Origin of the sequence: Micromonospora sp. NBC_01405, assembly GCF_045040155.1 — a bacterium.
Lineage (GTDB): Bacteria > Actinomycetota > Actinomycetes > Mycobacteriales > Micromonosporaceae > Micromonospora.
The window spans coordinates 6,863,843-6,880,391 of sequence record NZ_CP109532.1; the positions used below are offsets into that span (position 1 = coordinate 6,863,843).

14 protein-coding genes are annotated in these 16,549 nt (G+C 70.4%); 2 read left to right on the forward strand and 12 right to left on the reverse strand.

Features of this window, described 5'->3' with window-relative positions; all coding sequences use genetic code 11:
* Positions 1-87: 87 nt before the first annotated feature.
* From OG559_RS29470 to OG559_RS29515, 10 genes are all read right to left on the reverse strand, one after another.
* Positions 88-1,290 carry a dipeptidase gene (locus tag OG559_RS29470; RefSeq protein WP_405109900.1) on the reverse strand — a complete coding sequence of 401 codons (1,203 nt, stop codon included), beginning with the start codon at positions 1,288-1,290 and terminating at the stop codon, positions 88-90.
* Between the two features lie 33 nt (positions 1,291-1,323).
* Entirely contained in the window at positions 1,324-2,328 is a 1,005-nt protein-coding gene (locus tag OG559_RS29475; protein ID WP_405109903.1) for an ABC transporter ATP-binding protein, read from the reverse strand.
* The gene (locus OG559_RS29480; RefSeq protein WP_405109906.1) at positions 2,297-3,280 is read right to left on the reverse strand and encodes an ABC transporter ATP-binding protein; all 984 of its coding nucleotides are present in this window, start codon (positions 3,278-3,280) and stop codon (positions 2,297-2,299) included. Before OG559_RS29480 ends, OG559_RS29475 begins: the two co-directional genes overlap by 32 nt.
* Positions 3,277-4,113, reverse strand: a complete 837-nt coding sequence (locus OG559_RS29485) for an alpha/beta fold hydrolase (protein ID WP_405109908.1) — start codon at positions 4,111-4,113, stop codon at positions 3,277-3,279. Before OG559_RS29485 ends, OG559_RS29480 begins: the two co-directional genes overlap by 4 nt.
* Positions 4,110-5,291, reverse strand: coding sequence for a M24 family metallopeptidase (locus OG559_RS29490; RefSeq protein WP_405109911.1), 1,182 nt, complete (start codon positions 5,289-5,291; stop codon positions 4,110-4,112). Before OG559_RS29490 ends, OG559_RS29485 begins: the two co-directional genes overlap by 4 nt.
* Positions 5,292-5,293: 2 nt before the next feature.
* On the reverse strand, positions 5,294-6,175 hold the full coding sequence (locus OG559_RS29495) for an ABC transporter permease (RefSeq protein WP_405109914.1): 882 nt from the start codon (positions 6,173-6,175) through the stop codon (positions 5,294-5,296).
* 25 nt (positions 6,176-6,200) lie between these two features.
* Positions 6,201-7,154 (reverse strand): ABC transporter permease, encoded by a 954-nt coding sequence (locus OG559_RS29500; protein ID WP_396672349.1) that lies wholly within the window; start codon positions 7,152-7,154, stop codon positions 6,201-6,203.
* A gap of 31 nt (positions 7,155-7,185) precedes the next feature.
* On the reverse strand, positions 7,186-8,802 hold the full coding sequence (locus OG559_RS29505) for an ABC transporter substrate-binding protein (protein ID WP_405117069.1): 1,617 nt from the start codon (positions 8,800-8,802) through the stop codon (positions 7,186-7,188).
* A 5-nt stretch (positions 8,803-8,807) separates the two neighbouring features.
* The gene (locus OG559_RS29510; RefSeq protein WP_405109917.1) at positions 8,808-10,010 is read right to left on the reverse strand and encodes a dipeptidase; all 1,203 of its coding nucleotides are present in this window, start codon (positions 10,008-10,010) and stop codon (positions 8,808-8,810) included.
* Between the two features lie 706 nt (positions 10,011-10,716).
* Positions 10,717-11,475 (reverse strand): M23 family metallopeptidase, encoded by a 759-nt coding sequence (locus OG559_RS29515; protein ID WP_405109920.1) that lies wholly within the window; start codon positions 11,473-11,475, stop codon positions 10,717-10,719.
* 517 nt (positions 11,476-11,992) lie between these two features.
* Here OG559_RS29515 and OG559_RS29520 point away from each other — a divergent pair.
* Both OG559_RS29520 and OG559_RS29525 read left to right on the forward strand, forming a co-directional pair.
* The gene (locus tag OG559_RS29520) at positions 11,993-12,439 is read left to right on the forward strand and encodes a hypothetical protein (protein ID WP_405109923.1); all 447 of its coding nucleotides are present in this window, start codon (positions 11,993-11,995) and stop codon (positions 12,437-12,439) included.
* A complete protein-coding gene (locus tag OG559_RS29525) occupies positions 12,436-12,846 on the forward strand; it encodes a hypothetical protein (RefSeq protein WP_405109926.1) in 411 nt (136 codons plus the stop codon). The genes OG559_RS29520 and OG559_RS29525 overlap by 4 nt, the downstream gene beginning before the upstream one ends.
* 93 nt (positions 12,847-12,939) lie before the next feature.
* On the opposite strand, the gene OG559_RS29530 is transcribed toward OG559_RS29525, so the two are convergent.
* Positions 12,940-14,235: an MFS transporter gene (locus OG559_RS29530; protein ID WP_405109929.1), complete on the reverse strand. Its 1,296-nt coding sequence runs from the start codon at positions 14,233-14,235 to the stop codon at positions 12,940-12,942.
* A 133-nt stretch (positions 14,236-14,368) separates the two neighbouring features.
* Positions 14,369-16,537, reverse strand: a complete 2,169-nt coding sequence (locus OG559_RS29535) for an ABC transporter permease (protein ID WP_405109932.1) — start codon at positions 16,535-16,537, stop codon at positions 14,369-14,371.
* Between the last annotated feature and the right edge of the window lie 12 nt (positions 16,538-16,549).

Sequence of the window (16,549 nt, forward strand, 5' to 3'; positions counted from 1 at the left end):
CGCTCCACCTCTTCGCTCCCCGCCGCCGGCCGCGGCCTACGGAGTTTAGTTCGTCTGCGCCCGCCCGATGAATCGGCCGGCGGGGCGCTACCAGACCTGTTCGAGCACCCGGACGGTGTTGCCGCCGATCACCTTGGCGATCTCGTCGTCGGAGTAACCGTGGGTGACCAGCCACCCGACGATGCTGCCGAACGCCTCGCCCGGGTTCTCCACCCCGGACACGTACTCCACCCGGGGGTGCTCCGGCCGGTTGCCGGCGTCGTGCGCGTAGTTGCCGGCGTAGGTGTTGTGCACCCCCACGTGGTCACCGAACATGGTGTCCGGGCCGAACGTGACATGGTCGATGCCGACCAGCTCCACGCAGTACGCGAAGTGGTCCATCACCGACTCGATCGAGTGGTGCGGGTGCTCGGCCGACAGGGTGGTGTGCGGGGCCGCCTCGATGCCGATCACGCCACCGCGCTCGGCGCAGGCCCGGATCACCTCGTCCGGCTTCATCCGCGAGGTGTCCCACACCGAGCGGGCGCCGGCGTGGGTGATGAACACCGGCACCCGGCTGGCCTCGACCACGTCCAACGAGGTCTGGTCGCCGGAGTGCGAGATGTCGATGGCGATGCCCAGCTTGTTCATCCGGTCCACCGCGCGCCGACCGAAGTGGGTCAGCCCGCCGTCGTGCCGCTCCGAGAGGCCACCACCGAGCATGTTGGCCTGGCTGTAGGCGATGCCGAGCTGGCGCACGCCGAAGCCGTAGAGGATGTCGATCCGGTCCAGCTCGTTCTCGATCGGGCTGGCGCACTCCAGGCCGGCGACGAGCGCCAGCCGGCCGTCCCGCTTGGCGGCGTGGATGTCGGCCAGCGAGGTGGCCAGGAAGACGTGGTCCTGCTTGTAGAGGTCACTCATCCGCATCCCGAGGGCGTAGATGAGGTCGTTCCACTTCCAGCCGTTCTCGCTGGTCACGCAGGAGGCCCCGGCCATGAAGTTGTCGAACACCGCGGTCAGGCCGGAGCGGGCCAGCCCCTCGTAGCCGGTGCGCTGGCGCGCGGTGCGGTTGTACGTGCGCAGCTCGCGGACGTCCTCGGGCAGGACCACCGGGTGCTCGTGCAGGGAGATCGCGACGTGCTCGGTCAGCAGCCGGGTCACCCGCTCGCGCTGGGCGTCGGTCAGGCCGAGGTCGTGCTCCGGCACCCGGCCGACTTCCCGCGCCAGCTCGAACACCCGGTAGTCCGAGTGCGGCTCCAGGTACGAGTAGGACCTGTGCCCCCGGTACCGGGGGGCGGGTTCTTGCAGCAAGACACTCTCTCCTTCGGGACGGTCGCCGGTCGGTTACGCGGCCAGCGGGTAGTGGCAGGCAACCGGGTGCACTCCGGCGGCCAACGGCGGTTCGGTGGTGGCGCAGGTCTCGGTCGCCTGCCAGCAGCGGGTCCGGAACCGGCAGCCCGAGGGCGGGTTGACCGGGCTGGGCGGGTCACCGGCCAGCAGGACCCGTTCCCGTTGCCCGCGTCCGGCCGGGTCGGGCACCGGCACGGCCGAGAGCAACGCGCTGGTGTACGGGTGCCGGGGCGTGTCGTACAGGCTCGCCTCGGGGCCGGTCTCCACCAGCTTGCCGAGGTACATCACCGCCACCCGGTCGGAGATGTGCCGCACCACGGACAGGTCGTGGGCGATGAAGACGTACGCCACTCCCAGCTCCTCCTGGAGCCGTTCCAGCAGGTTGACCACCTGGGCCTGGACCGACACGTCCAGCGCGGAGACCGGCTCGTCGCAGACGATCACGTCGGGCTGCAGGGCCAGCGCCCGGGCGATGCCGATGCGCTGGCGCTGCCCGCCGGAGAACTGGTGCGGGTAGCGGTCGAGGTGCAGGTCGGCGTCGAGGCCGACCAGGTCCAGCAGGTCCCGGATCCGGTCGAGCCGGCGCCGCCGGTCCAGCACGTCGGGGTGGATCTCGAAGGGCTGGAGCAGGATCTCCCGGATGGTGCGCCGGGGGTTCAGCGACGTGTACGGGTCCTGGAGCACGATCTGGATCCGCCGACGCAGGGCGCGCAGTTCCCGCCCCTTGGCGGCGTGCACCACCGACTCGCCGAAGCGCACCGCGCCGGAGGTGGGGTGTTCCAGCCCGACCAGCATCCGGGCCAGGGTGGTCTTGCCGCAGCCGGACTCGCCCACCACGCCGAGCGTCTCGCCCCGGCGCAGGTCGAAGGAGACTCCGTCGACGGCCTTGACCACGCCGCCGGAGGTGAACGGTATCCGCCCCTTGAGCGGGAAGTGCTTGACCAGGTTCTCGACCCGCAGCACCACGTCATCGGCGGGTGGCACTGAGCACCTCCTCATGGTGGTGGCAGGCGCTGGCCCGGTTGGCGGGCAGCACCTCCAGCAGCGGCAGGGACGTCCGACACTCGTCGGTGGCCCGGGGACAGCGCAGGTGGAACGGGCAGCCGGCGGGCAGCCGGGCCGGATTGGGCGGGGCGCCCGGGATCGCGTAGAGGACGTCGTCGCGCCGGTCTACCCGGGGCATCGAGGCGAGCAGCCCCTCGGTGTACGGGTGCGCGGGGCCGGCGAAGATCTGCTCGACCGTGCCCTGCTCGACGAGCCGGCCGGCGTACATCACCGCCACGTCGTCGGCGACCTCGGCCACCACCCCGAGGTCGTGGGTGATCAGCAGCAGGCCCATCCCGCTGTCCCGCTGGATCTCCGCGAGCAGCTCCATCACCTGGGCCTGCACGGTCACGTCCAGGGCGGTGGTGGGCTCGTCGGCGATCAGCAGGTCCGGTTCCAGGGAGATGGCCAGCGCGATCATGATGCGCTGCCGCATCCCGCCGGAGAACTGGTGCGGATAGTCCCGGATCCGGTCCTTGGCGGCCGGAATCCGGACCCGGTCGACCAGTTCGACGGCCCGGCGGCGGGCGTCGGCCCTGGACATGCCGCGGCGGACCCGTAGCACCTCCATGATCTGGTGCCCGACCGTGAAGACCGGGTTGAGCGCGGCCATCGCGTCCTGGAAGACCATGCCGATCTCTTCGCCGCTGACCCGGTCGCGCTGCTTGCGCGGCAGGGTCAGCAGCTCCCGGCCGTGCAGCCGCACCGCGCCGCTGATCCGGGCCGGCGGAGTGTCGAGGATGCCCATCACCGCCTGCGCGGTGACGCTCTTGCCGGAGCCGGACTCGCCGAGGATCGCCAGGGTCTGCCCGGCATCGACCCTGAGCGTCACCCCGTTCACCGCGTTGATCGGCCCGGTCGGGCCGGGGAACGCGACCCGCAGGTCGTCGATCTCCAACAGGGTCATCGCAGCACCCCGGCTTCGGCGAGGAAGTCGCGCACCACCCGCTGGAACAGCTCGGGCTCCTCCAGCTGCGGCGAGTGCCCGGACTTCTCGAAGACCACCAGCCGGCCGTCGGGGACCAGGTCCGCGATGACCTGCGAGGCCGCCACCGGGGTACGCCAGTCGTGCCGGCCCACGGTGACCAGGGTCGGGCAGGTGATCGAGGGCAGCTTCGGCTTGAGGTCGTAGTGGGGCATGTTCTGCCCGAAGGCCGCGTTGTGGGTCCGGTAGTGGAACCGGGTGGCGGCCAGCTTCGCCTCGTCCTTGGCCGGGTCGTGCTGGTGGTCGTACAGCGGCAGGATCGCCCGCCAGTACTCCCGCAACTGCTCGTTGCTCGCGAACCGGCCGGTGCCGATCCGCTCGATGACCCACTCCGGGATCACGGATCGGTCGGTGTTGCGGGCCCGCTCGACCGCGAGGTGGTCGTGGGCGGTGTCCGCGGCGGTGTCCCGCAGCACCAGCGCGGAGACCCGGTCCGGGTGGGCGACGGCGTACTCCAGGGCGATGAACCCGCCGTACGAACCGCCGGCCATCACGATCTTCTCGTAGCCGAAGTGCTCCCGGATGGCGTCCACGTCGGCCACCCACTGCTCGTGGGTGAACGGCTCGTCGTCGCTCGACTCGCCGGACCCCCGGGCGTCGAAGACGATGACCCGCATCCGGTCGGCGAACGGGCCGAAGGAGCGCTTCGGCTCGTTGCGCGACCCCAGGCCGGGCGCGCCGTGGTGCACGATCATCGCCGGTGCGTCGGTCGGGCCGAACGCCTCTACGACAAGTTCCGCGCCGTTGATCTTCATCGGACCCCCTCGATGACGTTGGATGCCAGGTCACGCGGGTAGCTGGTGAGCCGGCGTGGGCCGGCCTCCCGCACCAGGACGGTGTCGGAGATGCGGTAGCCGGCGTGGCCGGGGACGTAGACGCCCGGCTCGCTGGAGAGCAGCATGCCGGGGGCGAGCACGGTGTCGTCGCCGTCCTCGACCCACGGCGCCTCGTGGTTCTGCAACCCGATGCCGTGCCCCTGCCGGTGCCGGATGTAGTCGCCCAGCCCGTGCCCGCGCAGCACGTCGAGGCAGATCCGGTTGACCTCGGCGCAGGTCCGGCCGGCGATCATCGCCTCGGTGCCGACCTCCTGCGCCTCCCGGTCGGCCTCGTAGTAGCGCGCCTGCTCGGCGGTGGGTTCACCGATGACGAAGGTGCGTTCGCTCTCCACGAACCGGCTGGCGACCGCCGCGCCGAGGGACAGGATCAGCGTGTCCCCCGGCTGGAGCCGCCGGCGGGTCGGCAGGCCGTGCGGCAGGGCGGAGTTCGGGCCGGCGTAGACCAGCCCGCCGGCCAGCTTGGTGGTGTAGACGACCAGGTCGTACTGGGCGTACATCCGGTCGGTGCCGTACCCGATCACGTGCCGGGCGATCTCGTCCTCGCGGGGCAGCGGCCCCCCGCCGACCAGCGCCTCCTCGATCAGCGCCCGGCCCGCGCCGAGCATCTCGTCGCAGATCCGCGCGGCGGCCTCGTGGAACGGGATCTCCTCGGGGAACTTGCGCAGCCGCAGCCGGGACACCGCGTCGGTGGTCTCCAGGGTGGCCCCGGCGATGGCCAGGGACAGTGCCCGGAACGCGCCGACCGTGATGCCGGCGCTCACCCCGATCCGGCGGATCGGGCCGTTGGGGCGGGACAGCGCCGCGGCGAGGGTCTGCTCGGCGGTGACCACGCCCGGGTACTCGAAGTAGCTGGCCGTGGCCACCTGGACGCCCTGCTGGGCGGCGTACTCCTCGTCGAGCCGGGGGATGACCAGCAGCGGATCCCCCGCCCGCGGCATCCAGAGGTAGACGGGGCGTTCGGTGGCGATGTAGAAGAAGCCGCTGAGGAAGGCGACGTCGGCCGGTGAGGTGGCCAGGAAGCCGTCCAGGCCACGCTCGTCGAGCGCCTCGGCGAGCCGGGTCCGGACGCTGGTGTAGAAGCTGTCGGGCAGTCGCATGGTCAGCCTCCGTTGCGGCGGGGGTCGCGGGTGTCGTTGAACCTCATGCCGGCGACGGTCGCCGAGAGCACCAGCAGCAGGATCGCCAGGGACGGGAAGAGCGTCTGCCACCAGGCGATGGCGATCACGCCGCTGCGCTGGGCGTTGAGCAGGATCCGTCCCCAGGACCAGGCGTCCGGGTCGCCGAGGCCGAGGAAGCTGAGCCCGGCCTCGGAGATGACCGCCCGGGAGGCGGTGAGCAGGACGCTGACGATCACCAGCGAGACGACCGCGGGCAGGATCTCCCGGGTGACGATCCGCCAGCCGGTGGCGCCGAGCACCCGGGCCCCGTCGATGTAGGGCATCGCGCTGACGACCAGGCCCTGCGACCGGATCAGCCGGGCCACCTCGGGCCAGGCGAAGAAGCCGATGATCATGGTCAACGTCCAGACGCTGGGGCTGACCACCGCGGCCAGCATGATCATCAGCGGCAGGGTGGGCAGCGCCAGCATCACGTCGGTGACCACCGTGGCGACCGCGTCGATCGGGCGGAAGTAGGCCGAGGCCAGCCCGATCGCGGTGCCCAGCACGATCGCGATCACCGAGGCGGCCAGGCCGATCACCAGGCTGGTCCGGGTGCCCCAGACCACCTGGGCGAAGATGTCCTGCCCGAGGTCGTCGGTGCCGAACCAGTGCCCACCGGACGGCGACTGGAGCACGTCCGAGCCGGCGCCGACCGGCTCGTCGGCGATCAGCGGCGCGAAGACCGCCATCACCACCATCACGAGCAGCACGAGTACCGACAGCGCCGCGGAGGGCTGGCGCAGGTAGCCGTACCAGGACCGCTTGACGGGGACCGGGGCGACCGGCGGCACCGTCTGCTCGGTCAGCACGGGGGCGCTCACGGCGTTCTCCCTTCGAAGGTGGCGGTCACAGTCGGATCCGGGGGTTGAGGACGGCGTAGAGCATGTCGGTCAGCGCGTTGGCGGCCACCACCGTGACGGCGAGCATGATGAACGCCCCCTGGAGCACCGGGTAGTCCTGCTGCCCGACCGCCTCGAAGATCAGCCGGCCGACTCCGGGATAGGCGAAGACCGTCTCGGTGAGCACCGCGCCGCCGACCAGGGTGCCCAGTTGCAGGCCCATCAGGGTCAGCGCCGGCAGGATCGCGTTGCGCAGGCCGTGCTTCCAGACCCGGCGCCGGGCCGACAGTCCCCGGGCCTGGGCGGCCCGGATGTAGTCCTCGCCGAGGACCTCGATCATGTTGGTGCGCAGGGTCAGCGCGTACGGGCCGAGTTGCACCAGCACCAGCGACAGCACCGGCAGCACCAGGTGGTGGGCCAGGCTCAGGTAGGCCGCCGCGCCCCGGGTGTCCGGGTCGATCGCCCCACCGATCGGGAACCAGCCGAGCTGGGCGCCGAGGAAGACCAGCAGCAGCATGGCGACGCTGGGCACGAAGAGCGCGTGCCCGCCGATGCCGAGCGCCTGCAGCGTACGGTCCAGCCACCGGCCCCGGTGCACGGCGGCGGAGACGCCGATCGGAATGCCGACGGCGATGGTGATCACGAACGCGCTGCCGGCGAGCAGCAGCGTCCAGGGCAGCCGGTCGACGATGATGTCGGCGACCGGCTGGATCTGCCGGAACGAGATGCCCAGGTTGCCCTGGAGCAGCTCACGCAGGTACGACACGTACTGCTCCCACAACGGACGGTCCAGGCCGTACGTCTTGAGCAGCGCCGCCTGCATCTCCGGCGTCATGTCCCCCTCGACCATCAGGGCCGTGGGGTCCCCCGGCAGCATCCGGAGCAGGAAGAACGTCGAGGTGATCGCAATCCACACGGTCAGGACGGCCTTCAATGCCCGGCTGAGCATGAAACGCGCCACGGGGGACCCCTCCTTTCCCTCTGGTTGTCGGTTACTTGACCGGGGTGACCTGGGCGAGCGAGTACGCGGTGACCATGCCGAGCAGGTCCGACGGCGACGGGTTGAAGCCGGTGAACTTGCTGGCGTTGTAGGCGAAGCGGAAGTTCTCCACGTACAGCGGGGTCAGGTACGCCTGGTCGTGCACGACCTTGTCGAGGTTCTTGATCTTGGTCTTGAACGCCTCGGGGTCGGTGGTGCCGGCCGCGTCGTTGATCAGCTTGTCGATCTCGGCCGACTCGAGCAGGTTGTAGTTGATGCCACCCGGGTTGCTGGACAGGTAGGTGCTGCGCAGCTGGTCCATCGGGTTGTCGAACACGCCCCACTGCGAGGCGTCGATGTCGTACTCGCCACTCTTCGTGCGGGACAGGAAGGTGTTCCGCTCGACGCACTCGTTCTTCAGCTTGATGCCGGCCTTGGCCGCGCTCTCCCGGAAGAGCTGCACCACTCGGGTCATGTTCGCGTTGGACTGGTCGCACGCCACGCCGAAGGCCAGCTCGTCGAAGAACCCGTCGTTGTTGGCGTCCTTGTAGCCGGCCGCGGTCAGCTTGGCCTTCGCCCCGGCGGGGTCGAACGCGTACGGCTTGACCTCGGAGTTGTCGTAGTCCGAGAAGACCGGCGAGATCGGGCCGGCCATCTCCTGGGCGTCGCCCTGGAGCACGGCCGAGATGATCGACTTGGTGTCGACCGACATCGACAGCGCCTGCCGGACCTCCTGGTCGGCCAGGAACTTGTTCTTCATGTTGTAGGTCAGGTGCGCGAAGCCCAGCGCGCCGACCTTCTCCATCTTGATCTTCGAGTCACCCTCGAAGGTCTTCGCCGCCGACACCGGCACCGGGGTGCCCATCAGGTCGATGTCGCCGTTGCGCAGCGCCAGCATCATCGTGTTCACGTCCGGGTAGACCCGGTACTCGACCTGACTGACCGCGGCCTTGCCACCCGGGGCGAGCGGGTAGCTCTCGTTGCGCTTCATGACGTAGCGCTGGCCCTTGGTCATGCTGTCCAGCACGAACGGCCCGGCGCCGACCCAGTTCGAGTCGTTGGGGAACTTGGACAGGTCGCCCGCCGGCTCGAAGACGTGCTTCGGCACGACCGACATCCAGAACCCGACACCCTCGGCGAACGGCGCGTACGGCTGGGAGAGCTTGAACTTGACCGTGGTCGCGTCCGGCGCCTCGATCGACTCGACCCAGGTCAGCTTCGCGGCGACGTTGCCGAGCTTGTACTTCATGATCATCTCGGCGCTGAACTTGACGTCTTCCGCGACCACCGGCTTGCCGTCGGTCCACTTGAAGTCGTCCCGCAGCACGAACACGGCGGTCTTGCCGTCGTCCTCGTAGCGGTACTCCTTGGCCAGCTCCGGTGCCTTCTTCGCGTTCTCGTCGATCCGCAGCAGGTGCGGGTACATCGCGTTGAGGATCCACGAGTCGGTCTTGCTCAGCGACTGCAACGGATTGAAGTTGCTCACGTCGGTGGTGGTACCGATCCGCAGCACCGAATCGCCCGTCGAGCTGCTGGAGGACGCGTTGTCCTCGTTGATGCCGCAGCCGGAAACGCCGAGCGTGGCCACCACGCCGAGCGCGACGGCGAGCCGCCACCGACCCTTGACCATGCTTTTCACCAGACCTCCTCAAGAACCCGGATGATGTTGCCGCCGATGACCTTGGCGATCTCGTCGTCGGAGTAACCGTGCGTGACCAACCACCCGACGATGTTGCTGAAGCACTCCGCCGGGTTCTCCATGCCGCTCACGTGCGTGACCCGGGGGTGGTCCACCACTCCGTGGGCCTTCCCGATCGCCAGGTGCTGGGTGAAGCTGTCGTGCAGCCCGACGTGGTCACCGAAGTTGGTGTCCGGGCCGAACGCCACGTAGTCGATGCCGACCAGCTCCACGCAGTACGTGAAGTGGTCCATCACCGACTCGATCGAGTGGTGCGGGTGGTCCGCCGAGAGGGTGGTGTGCGGAGCGGCCTCGATGCCGATCACGCCACCGCGCTCGGAGCAGGCCCGGATCACCTCGTCCGGCTTCATCCGAGGGGTGTTCCAGACCGAGCGGGCGCCGGCGTGTGTGATGAACACCGGGACCCGACTGGCCTCGATCACGTCCAGCGAGGTCTGATCGCCGGAGTGCGAGATGTCGATGGCGATGCCGAGCTTGTTCATCCGGTCCACCGCGCGCCGACCGAAGTGGGTCAGCCCGCCGTCGCGGTCCTCGGAGAGCCCGGATCCGAGCATGTTGGCCTGGCTGTAGGCGATGCCCATCTGGCGGACGCCGAAGCCGTAGAGGATGTCGATCCGGTCCAGCTCGTTCTCGATCATCGTGGCCGCCTCCAGACCCGCCACCAGGGCGATCTGGCCGTTGCGCTTGGCCTCGAAGATCTGTTCCAGCGTGGTCGCCACAACCACGTGGTCCTGCTTGGCGACATCGGCGAAGCGCAGGCCGATGTCGTAGATGACGTCGTCCCACTTCCAGGCGTGCTCACTGGTCACGCAGCCGGTGCCGTTCATGAAGTTGTCGAAGACCGCGGTCATGCCGGACCGGGCCAGGCCCTCGAAGCCGAAGGAGTTGCGGCCGGTGCGGTTGTAGTCGCGCAGCTGCGACACGTCGGCCGGCAGGATCTTCGGGTGCTCGTGCAGCGAGATGGCCATGTGCTCGTGGAGCAGCCGGGCGACCCGGCCGCGCTGGTCGTCGCTCAGGCCGAGGTCATGCTCGGGCACCCGGCCGAGCTGCGGCGCGAGTTCGAAGACCTTGTAGTCGGCCTGCGGCGTCAAGTAGTCGAAGGACCGGTATCCGGCATAGCGGGGGGCGGGTTCCTGCACTCGTCAACTCACCTCGTCGGGTTAGAGGTATGAGGCATGAGGTCTGACCTCATGCCTCACCGGACGCTAGCCGAGCAAGAACGCATCCGGAATACCTCGTGACCTGACCGTTACCTCAATCCGCCAATGTTCCCGCAGGTCAGGACGGACTTGGTGAGTCGCGGCGGTTGACGCGGGTCAGCCAGAACCCGGGACATCAGCCCCTGCGATCCGCCGAACGGCGGAGCGTCGGTCCCCCTCATGACAGGACACACGGCCCAGTGGTCCGACCATTACGCCCGACAATTAGCCCGAACCGGATTCCGGCACCCTGGCAACGCGCAGCGACGGGCGGGCCGACCTCGGTCGCAGGCGACCTCGGGCCACCAGCTCGACGGTGCGGACGACGGCGACGGCCTCCACCGCCAGTGCCCCGGCACGACCGGCGGCGCGGGCGTGCGCCACCGGCGCGGGGCCGGGAAGCGCTTCCTCACCCTGCCTGCGCCGTCATCCGCCGGTGCCGACTCCGGGACGCGCGCAGCGGCGGGCAGTCGAAGAGCTTGCCGGCGCCGCCGGGGCGGTTCCCCGGGGCGGTTCCCCGGGGCGGTTCCCCGGGGCGGTTCCCCGGGGCGGTTCCCCGGGGCGGTTCCCCGGGGCGGTTCCCCGGGGCGGTTCCCCGGGGCGGTTCCCCGGGGCGGTTCCCCGGGGCGGTTCGCCGGGGCGACTGTCAGGCCGACGGGGCCTTGACCTGACCGTCGAAGGCGATGCTGCGCCACAGGTCGAACTGGCGGTCGTTGCCGACCAGGGGGTTGCCGACCAGCGCGACGGCGGCGTGCACCTCCTCGTCGCTGCGGAGCTGGCGGAAGTAGCCGGGACCGACCAGGGCGATGCCCCGGTTGGTGGACTGGATCAGCCTCATGTCGTCCTTCCACAGGTCGAGCGGCGGGGTGGGGCTGACGTAGGTCAACGGGTTGATCCGGCGGCCCGCGGGGTCGATCATGTGCCAGTGCAGGTGCGGCCCGGTCGAGGAGCCGGAGCCGGGAGCGCCGGCCGCGCCGCCGGACCTGCCGACGATGGCTCCCGACGCCACTGAGGTCCCGTTCGCCAGCAGGAACTGGGACAGGTGCAGGTACTGGCTGCGGTACCCGTCGGAGTGGTTGATGGTCACGGTGTGACCGGCCGTGCCATTGTTCGGGAGGTTCGAGATCGTCCCAGCGCCGCACGCGGGGAGATTCGTGCCGACCGACATCGCGAAGTCGACTCCCCCGGCGGAACCACGGTCGATGTGCTCCTGCCACCCGTCGGTGATCCGGTAGCCGCTGAACGGGTTGTAGATCACCGGTGCCGCCAGCGCGGGCGCCGGCTGGAACAGACCTCCGAGCACCACACCACCCGCCACCACCGCCGTACCCCGCAGCAGTTCCCTGCGGCCCACGGCCGGCAACCCACCGCCGTCGCCGCGGTGAGACTGCGGCTCGCTCGCCATGACTGCCGTCCCTCCTGGCCCCGGGTGGCACGCGTGTCCATCGAGGACCTCGGTGGAGGTCACCCCGGACGGACACTATATCCACAGAGGCAGATGTCCTCAGCCCTCCGACCGGTCCTGCGGTGACGGCGGTCCACCGGGCAGAGGTGCGCGACCCGGTGTAGCGGCACCGGCCGAGTCCGGGGCCGACGGCCCCGGAGGCAGCCGGCGCCGCCGACGACCCCACCAGTGGAAACACGGGCGAAAGTGGGCACTGCGGACAACACAAACAACTGTCGATATTCTGACACGCATCCCCCTGAGCGCTGCGGTGATCCAGTCCCCCGTCCAGGCCGCAAATGGGCGCCTGACCTGTGCATATGGTTGATTCATGCGGCTTGGGACCGCAGGCAGGCCGCCGGGCGTTTCCCGGCGGCATGTCCCGACACCGCGGCGGCAACGTCGGCGCGGTGCCACGTTCGAAGTTCATCGGTTGTCCGTGCGTCGACGGGGCCGCACCTGGGGAAGGGAGTGCGCAATGGGGAGCTTGCGGGATCGGACGAGCAACCGGGTGTACGAGTTCGCGGTCCTCGCCACCACGCCCGTGTGTGGCCTCCTGATGGCCATTGGTGGCATTCGGCCGCACTCGCTGGAGGTGGCTATGCCCGACCCGGTCAGGGTCCTGTGGGAGTTCGGCCTGATCGTGGTCGGCGCCGCGGGCCTGCTCGGCATGTTCTGGCCGGGGCAGCTCAGCACCGGGCTCGGCATCGAGCTCTCCGCGGTGCTGGCGCTGGGCGCGATCGCCGCGATGTACGTGATCGCCGTCCTGGTGGTCGCCGGAGACCAGGCGGTGGTGGCCGCGTCGTTCGTCGGGGCGGTGGCGCTCGGATCGTGGCTGCGTTCGGCCGAGATCGTGGGATCACTGCGCTGGCTGATCCGGATGCACCATCCGCAGTCTGATCCGTGCTCGAAGGTGCAGACATGATCGCCGCGTCGAACCCGGACACCCCGTACTGGGCGCAGTTGATGATCTCCATGCTCGGGATGCTCGGGGGCGCCGGCGGGCTTGCCGTGCTGGCCACGGTGACCGTGCAGCGGCGAAAGCTGAAGGCCGAGACGGCCGGAGCACTGACCGATGCGGCGCTTGCCCTGGTCCAGCCGCTGCGGGCCCGGGTCGCCGAACTGGAGGCCGAGGCGCTGACCGTCCGGGACCAGCTGACCGCATCCCAGCGTGAACTGCAGGAGCTTCGGAGCACGGTGTGGGACCTGACCAGGACGCTGGAGCGGTGGCGGGAAGTGATCATGACACCAGGCGCGACCATCCGCCGGGTGCAGTCACTCGTGGCGGAGGATCATCGTGCGCCCGGCCAGTCCCCCCGCCGCCTGCCGTGAGCCGGCTTCCGGTGGCGGCGGTCGGCGGGACGCCCGCCGGACGCGGGGCAGGGCGCCTCTTCCGGCGTCGTTGCCGGCGCCACCCGAGCCGGGTCAGGCGCGGTCGGCCGGTTCGGCGGGCGCGGTGACAGGCCGGTCCCCCGGTCCGCCGTCGGCGTGCCCGGCCGGCCCCGCGTCGGACACGGGCACGGGGGCCACCGTCCGCAGCCGGCGGACGTCCCGGCTGGCCAACATACCGACGACGGAAACCACCACCAGCGCCGCGAGGATCAGCAGCGTCTCGCGGGTGCCGATCGCCCCGGCGACCGGCCCCACCGCCACCTGACCCAGTGGAATGGCGACCCAGGACCCCAACATGTCGTACGAGTAGACCCGGGCCAGCCGCTCGGCGGGAATGTGCTGCGCGATCGAGGTCTCCCAGGCCACCGCGAACTGCTCGACGGCGATCCCGACCGCCACCCCGGCCACCACCAGCACGACGACGGTCGGCGCCAGGGCCAGCCCCAACAGCAGGAACGACTCGGCGAACATGCAGGCCACCCCGAGCAGCAGCAGCCGGCGCACCCGGATCCGTAGGGCGATCAGCCCACCGACGACCATCCCGACGGTCTCCGCCGCCAACACCACACCCCAGGCACCGCGCCCGATCGTCTCGTCGGCGATGGCCGGGCCGAGCACGTTCACCCCGCCGGCCAGCGCCGCGTTGAGGACCATGAAGCCGAGCACCACCACCCAGACCCAGGTCCGCGCGGTGAACTCGCTCCAGCCCTCCCGCAGGTCGGCCAGGATGCCCGTGCCGGTGCTCGCCGACGGGGTGGCGGCCACCCGGACACCGGCGAAGGCCACCGCCGCGAGGGCGAAGGTGAGCGCGTCGACGGCGAGGCCCCAGCCGGGCCCGGTAGCGGCGACCAGCAGGCCGCCGAGGGCCGCCCCGCCGATCATGCCGGCGTTCATGCCGAGCCGGATGATCGCGTTCGCCGGCTGGATCAGCTCCGGTGGCACGGTCTGCGGCGTCGCGGCGGCCGACGCCGGCTGAGCCAGCGCGCTCACGACGCCGTTGGCCGCGCCGAGCACCAGCAGCAACGTGATCGTCGCCGTGCCGGTCAGCACCAGGGCGGCCACCACCGCCTGGGTGAGCGCACCGAGCACATTGGAGCCGACCAGCACCAGCCGGCGCGGAATCCGGTCGGCGAGCACCCCGCCGAAGAGCACGAACAGCACGTTCATCAGCGACCTGGCGCCGACCACCAGGCCCAGGTCGCGCACCGAGCCGGTCAGATCGAGCACGGCGAAGGCCAGCGCGACGGGCGCCATCGCGTTGCCCAGCGTGTTGACCAGCCGGCCGGCAGCCAGGTGACGGAACGCGGCGTACCGCAGCGGAGCGAACATCAGCCCTCCATGTGGAAGGGCGATGATAACGCCGACGTGGCGCACGCTCGGGGCACGTGCAGCCGCGCGGCCGGGCCGGCACCGCGGCTGCCTCGACGGATCGAGCGGCGGCGCCGGCCCGGCCGACTCGGGCTCAGCGCGTTGCGGCCTGCTCAAGCTCACCGATGCCGCCGAAGCGGACACCGACGTCGGCCGTCCCGGCGGCCGACGGATGACCGTCCGGGCCGGCGGTCCCGACCCGGCCGTCCCTGCGCCGCTGCCACTGGTCGACGACGAGGTTCAGCACGAGGCCGATCGCCCCCCAGATCCCGATGACCAGGAGGTTCCTGCCGACTCCGTCGCCGCCGAAGTAGATCAGCGATCGGGCCGTGTCGACTGCGGCCGGCAGCGGCAGGATGTCCTGCAGGGCACGGAACAACTCGGGCACCATGTACACCGAGAGTCCACCGCCGGAGGCGGGCACACCCGCCAGCATCATCACCACCATCACCGGGACGATCGCGGCGAGGCCGAAGGTCCGGGTGAACACCCCGGTCACCAGGGACACGGCGAAGATGGTGACGGCGCCGAAGCCGATCATCTCCCAGGCGTGCCCACCGACCGCGCCGATGATGACGTCGAAGAGCAGCCACAGCCACACGGCCATCCCGATCGACCAGCCGCCGAGCAGAGGCAGGAACTGGCGCAGCCGCTTCAGCTCCGGTGCCCCGCCGCGCAGCACGGCCAGCATCAGGAACCCGGCCATGATCCACGACATGCCCATGTACAGGCTGTTGCTGCCCATCGTGTCGGTGTCGGTGAGCGGTGCCACGTCGGTCAGCTTCAACGGACTCTGCTGTTGGGCGGCGACCTGCTGGAACATCGCCTTCGCCACGCTCTGCTGGCTGACTCCGGCGCCCGAGGAGGTGTAGAGCGTCGCCTCGCCGCCGGGCGCCTGCGGCAGCACGTAGGCGGCCACGACGTCCTGGTCGAGAATGCGGTCGGTGGCCTCGGTCACCGACGCGGCGACCTGGATGTCGAGCATCCCGCCCAGTTTCGACTCCAGGCCGGCGGCCACCTGCTCGGCCTGCTCGGTCACGGTGCCGACCACGACGACGGGTAGGTCATGGACCTCCGGCTTGTGCATGGAGAAACTCATCAGCCCCACCACCATCACCAGGATGGAGAGCGGGAACGCCGCCACCGCCACGTAACGGAACCGCTTGGACCTCGGCGGGCCGCCGGCGAGCGCCGGCAGCGGCGCGTCGGGGTGGCTGACCACCGGGGCGCCGGGGATCGTGGATCCGCCCGTGCGCTCCTTGAGCAGACCCAGCAGCAGCGCGCCGACGAGCCAGGCGGCCAGCGTCAGCAGGTACGCCCCGGCACCACGGCCGTCGAAGTAGAGGAGCGCGCGGAGCGTCTCGCCCGCCGCCGGGAGCGGGAGCACCCCGTGCAGGAACGAGAAGAATCCGGGCATCACGTCGACCGACAGCGCCAGGTTCGACGCCGGCATGCCGAGTACGACGTAGAGCAGCATGCCGATGATGACCGCGAGCGGCCCCATCAGCTTGGTGAGGAACAACTGGGTGAGGCCGACGGCCCCGGTCGCCAGCATTCCGACGCCGAGGAACTGGAGGTAGTGACCGTCGACGGCGCCCACGATCGGCCCGAGGATCAACCAGATGATGGTGCTGGTGAGCGCCGACCAGCCGGCCAGCAGCGGCAGGAACCGGCGCACGGACAGCAGGTGGGGAACCGCCATCAGCAGCATGCTCAGCGGCACGTACCCGGCGAGCATCATGCCCATGGCGGCGAACAGGACCGCGGTGCCCGAACTGTCGCCTTCCGGCAGGGGAACGACGTCCTCGGCCGCCGTCGTCCAGTTCTGCCCCACGGCGACCGGGGCGAGCAACTGCTGGACGGTGGTGGCCTGGGAGGCTCCGGCCGCCATCGCGGTGTAGATCGTCGCCCGGTCCGACCCCTCGGCGGGAACCTGCAGCGCGCCCGCGATCTCGCGGTCCTTCAGCAGTTCCACCGCGTCGCCGCCCGCCGGGACCAGCCGCGCGTCCACGGCCTGTCCCGGCGCGGAGTTCAGCGCGTTGACGATCGCCTCCGCCCCGGGCCCCGTTCCCACGACGGCCACCGGCATCTCCCGCGGGTGCGGTGAGTGCATGGTGCCCATGTAGGTGGCGAACATCATCGTGACCATGATGAACGGCATGGCGAAGAGTGCGATGTAGCGCGCGATCCGGGTCTTTCGGTCCTCCGCGGCCGGAGCCTTTCCGGGGGCGGTGGTGGACGAGGGGTCCGGCGGGGACTCCATAGGCGTGGCTCC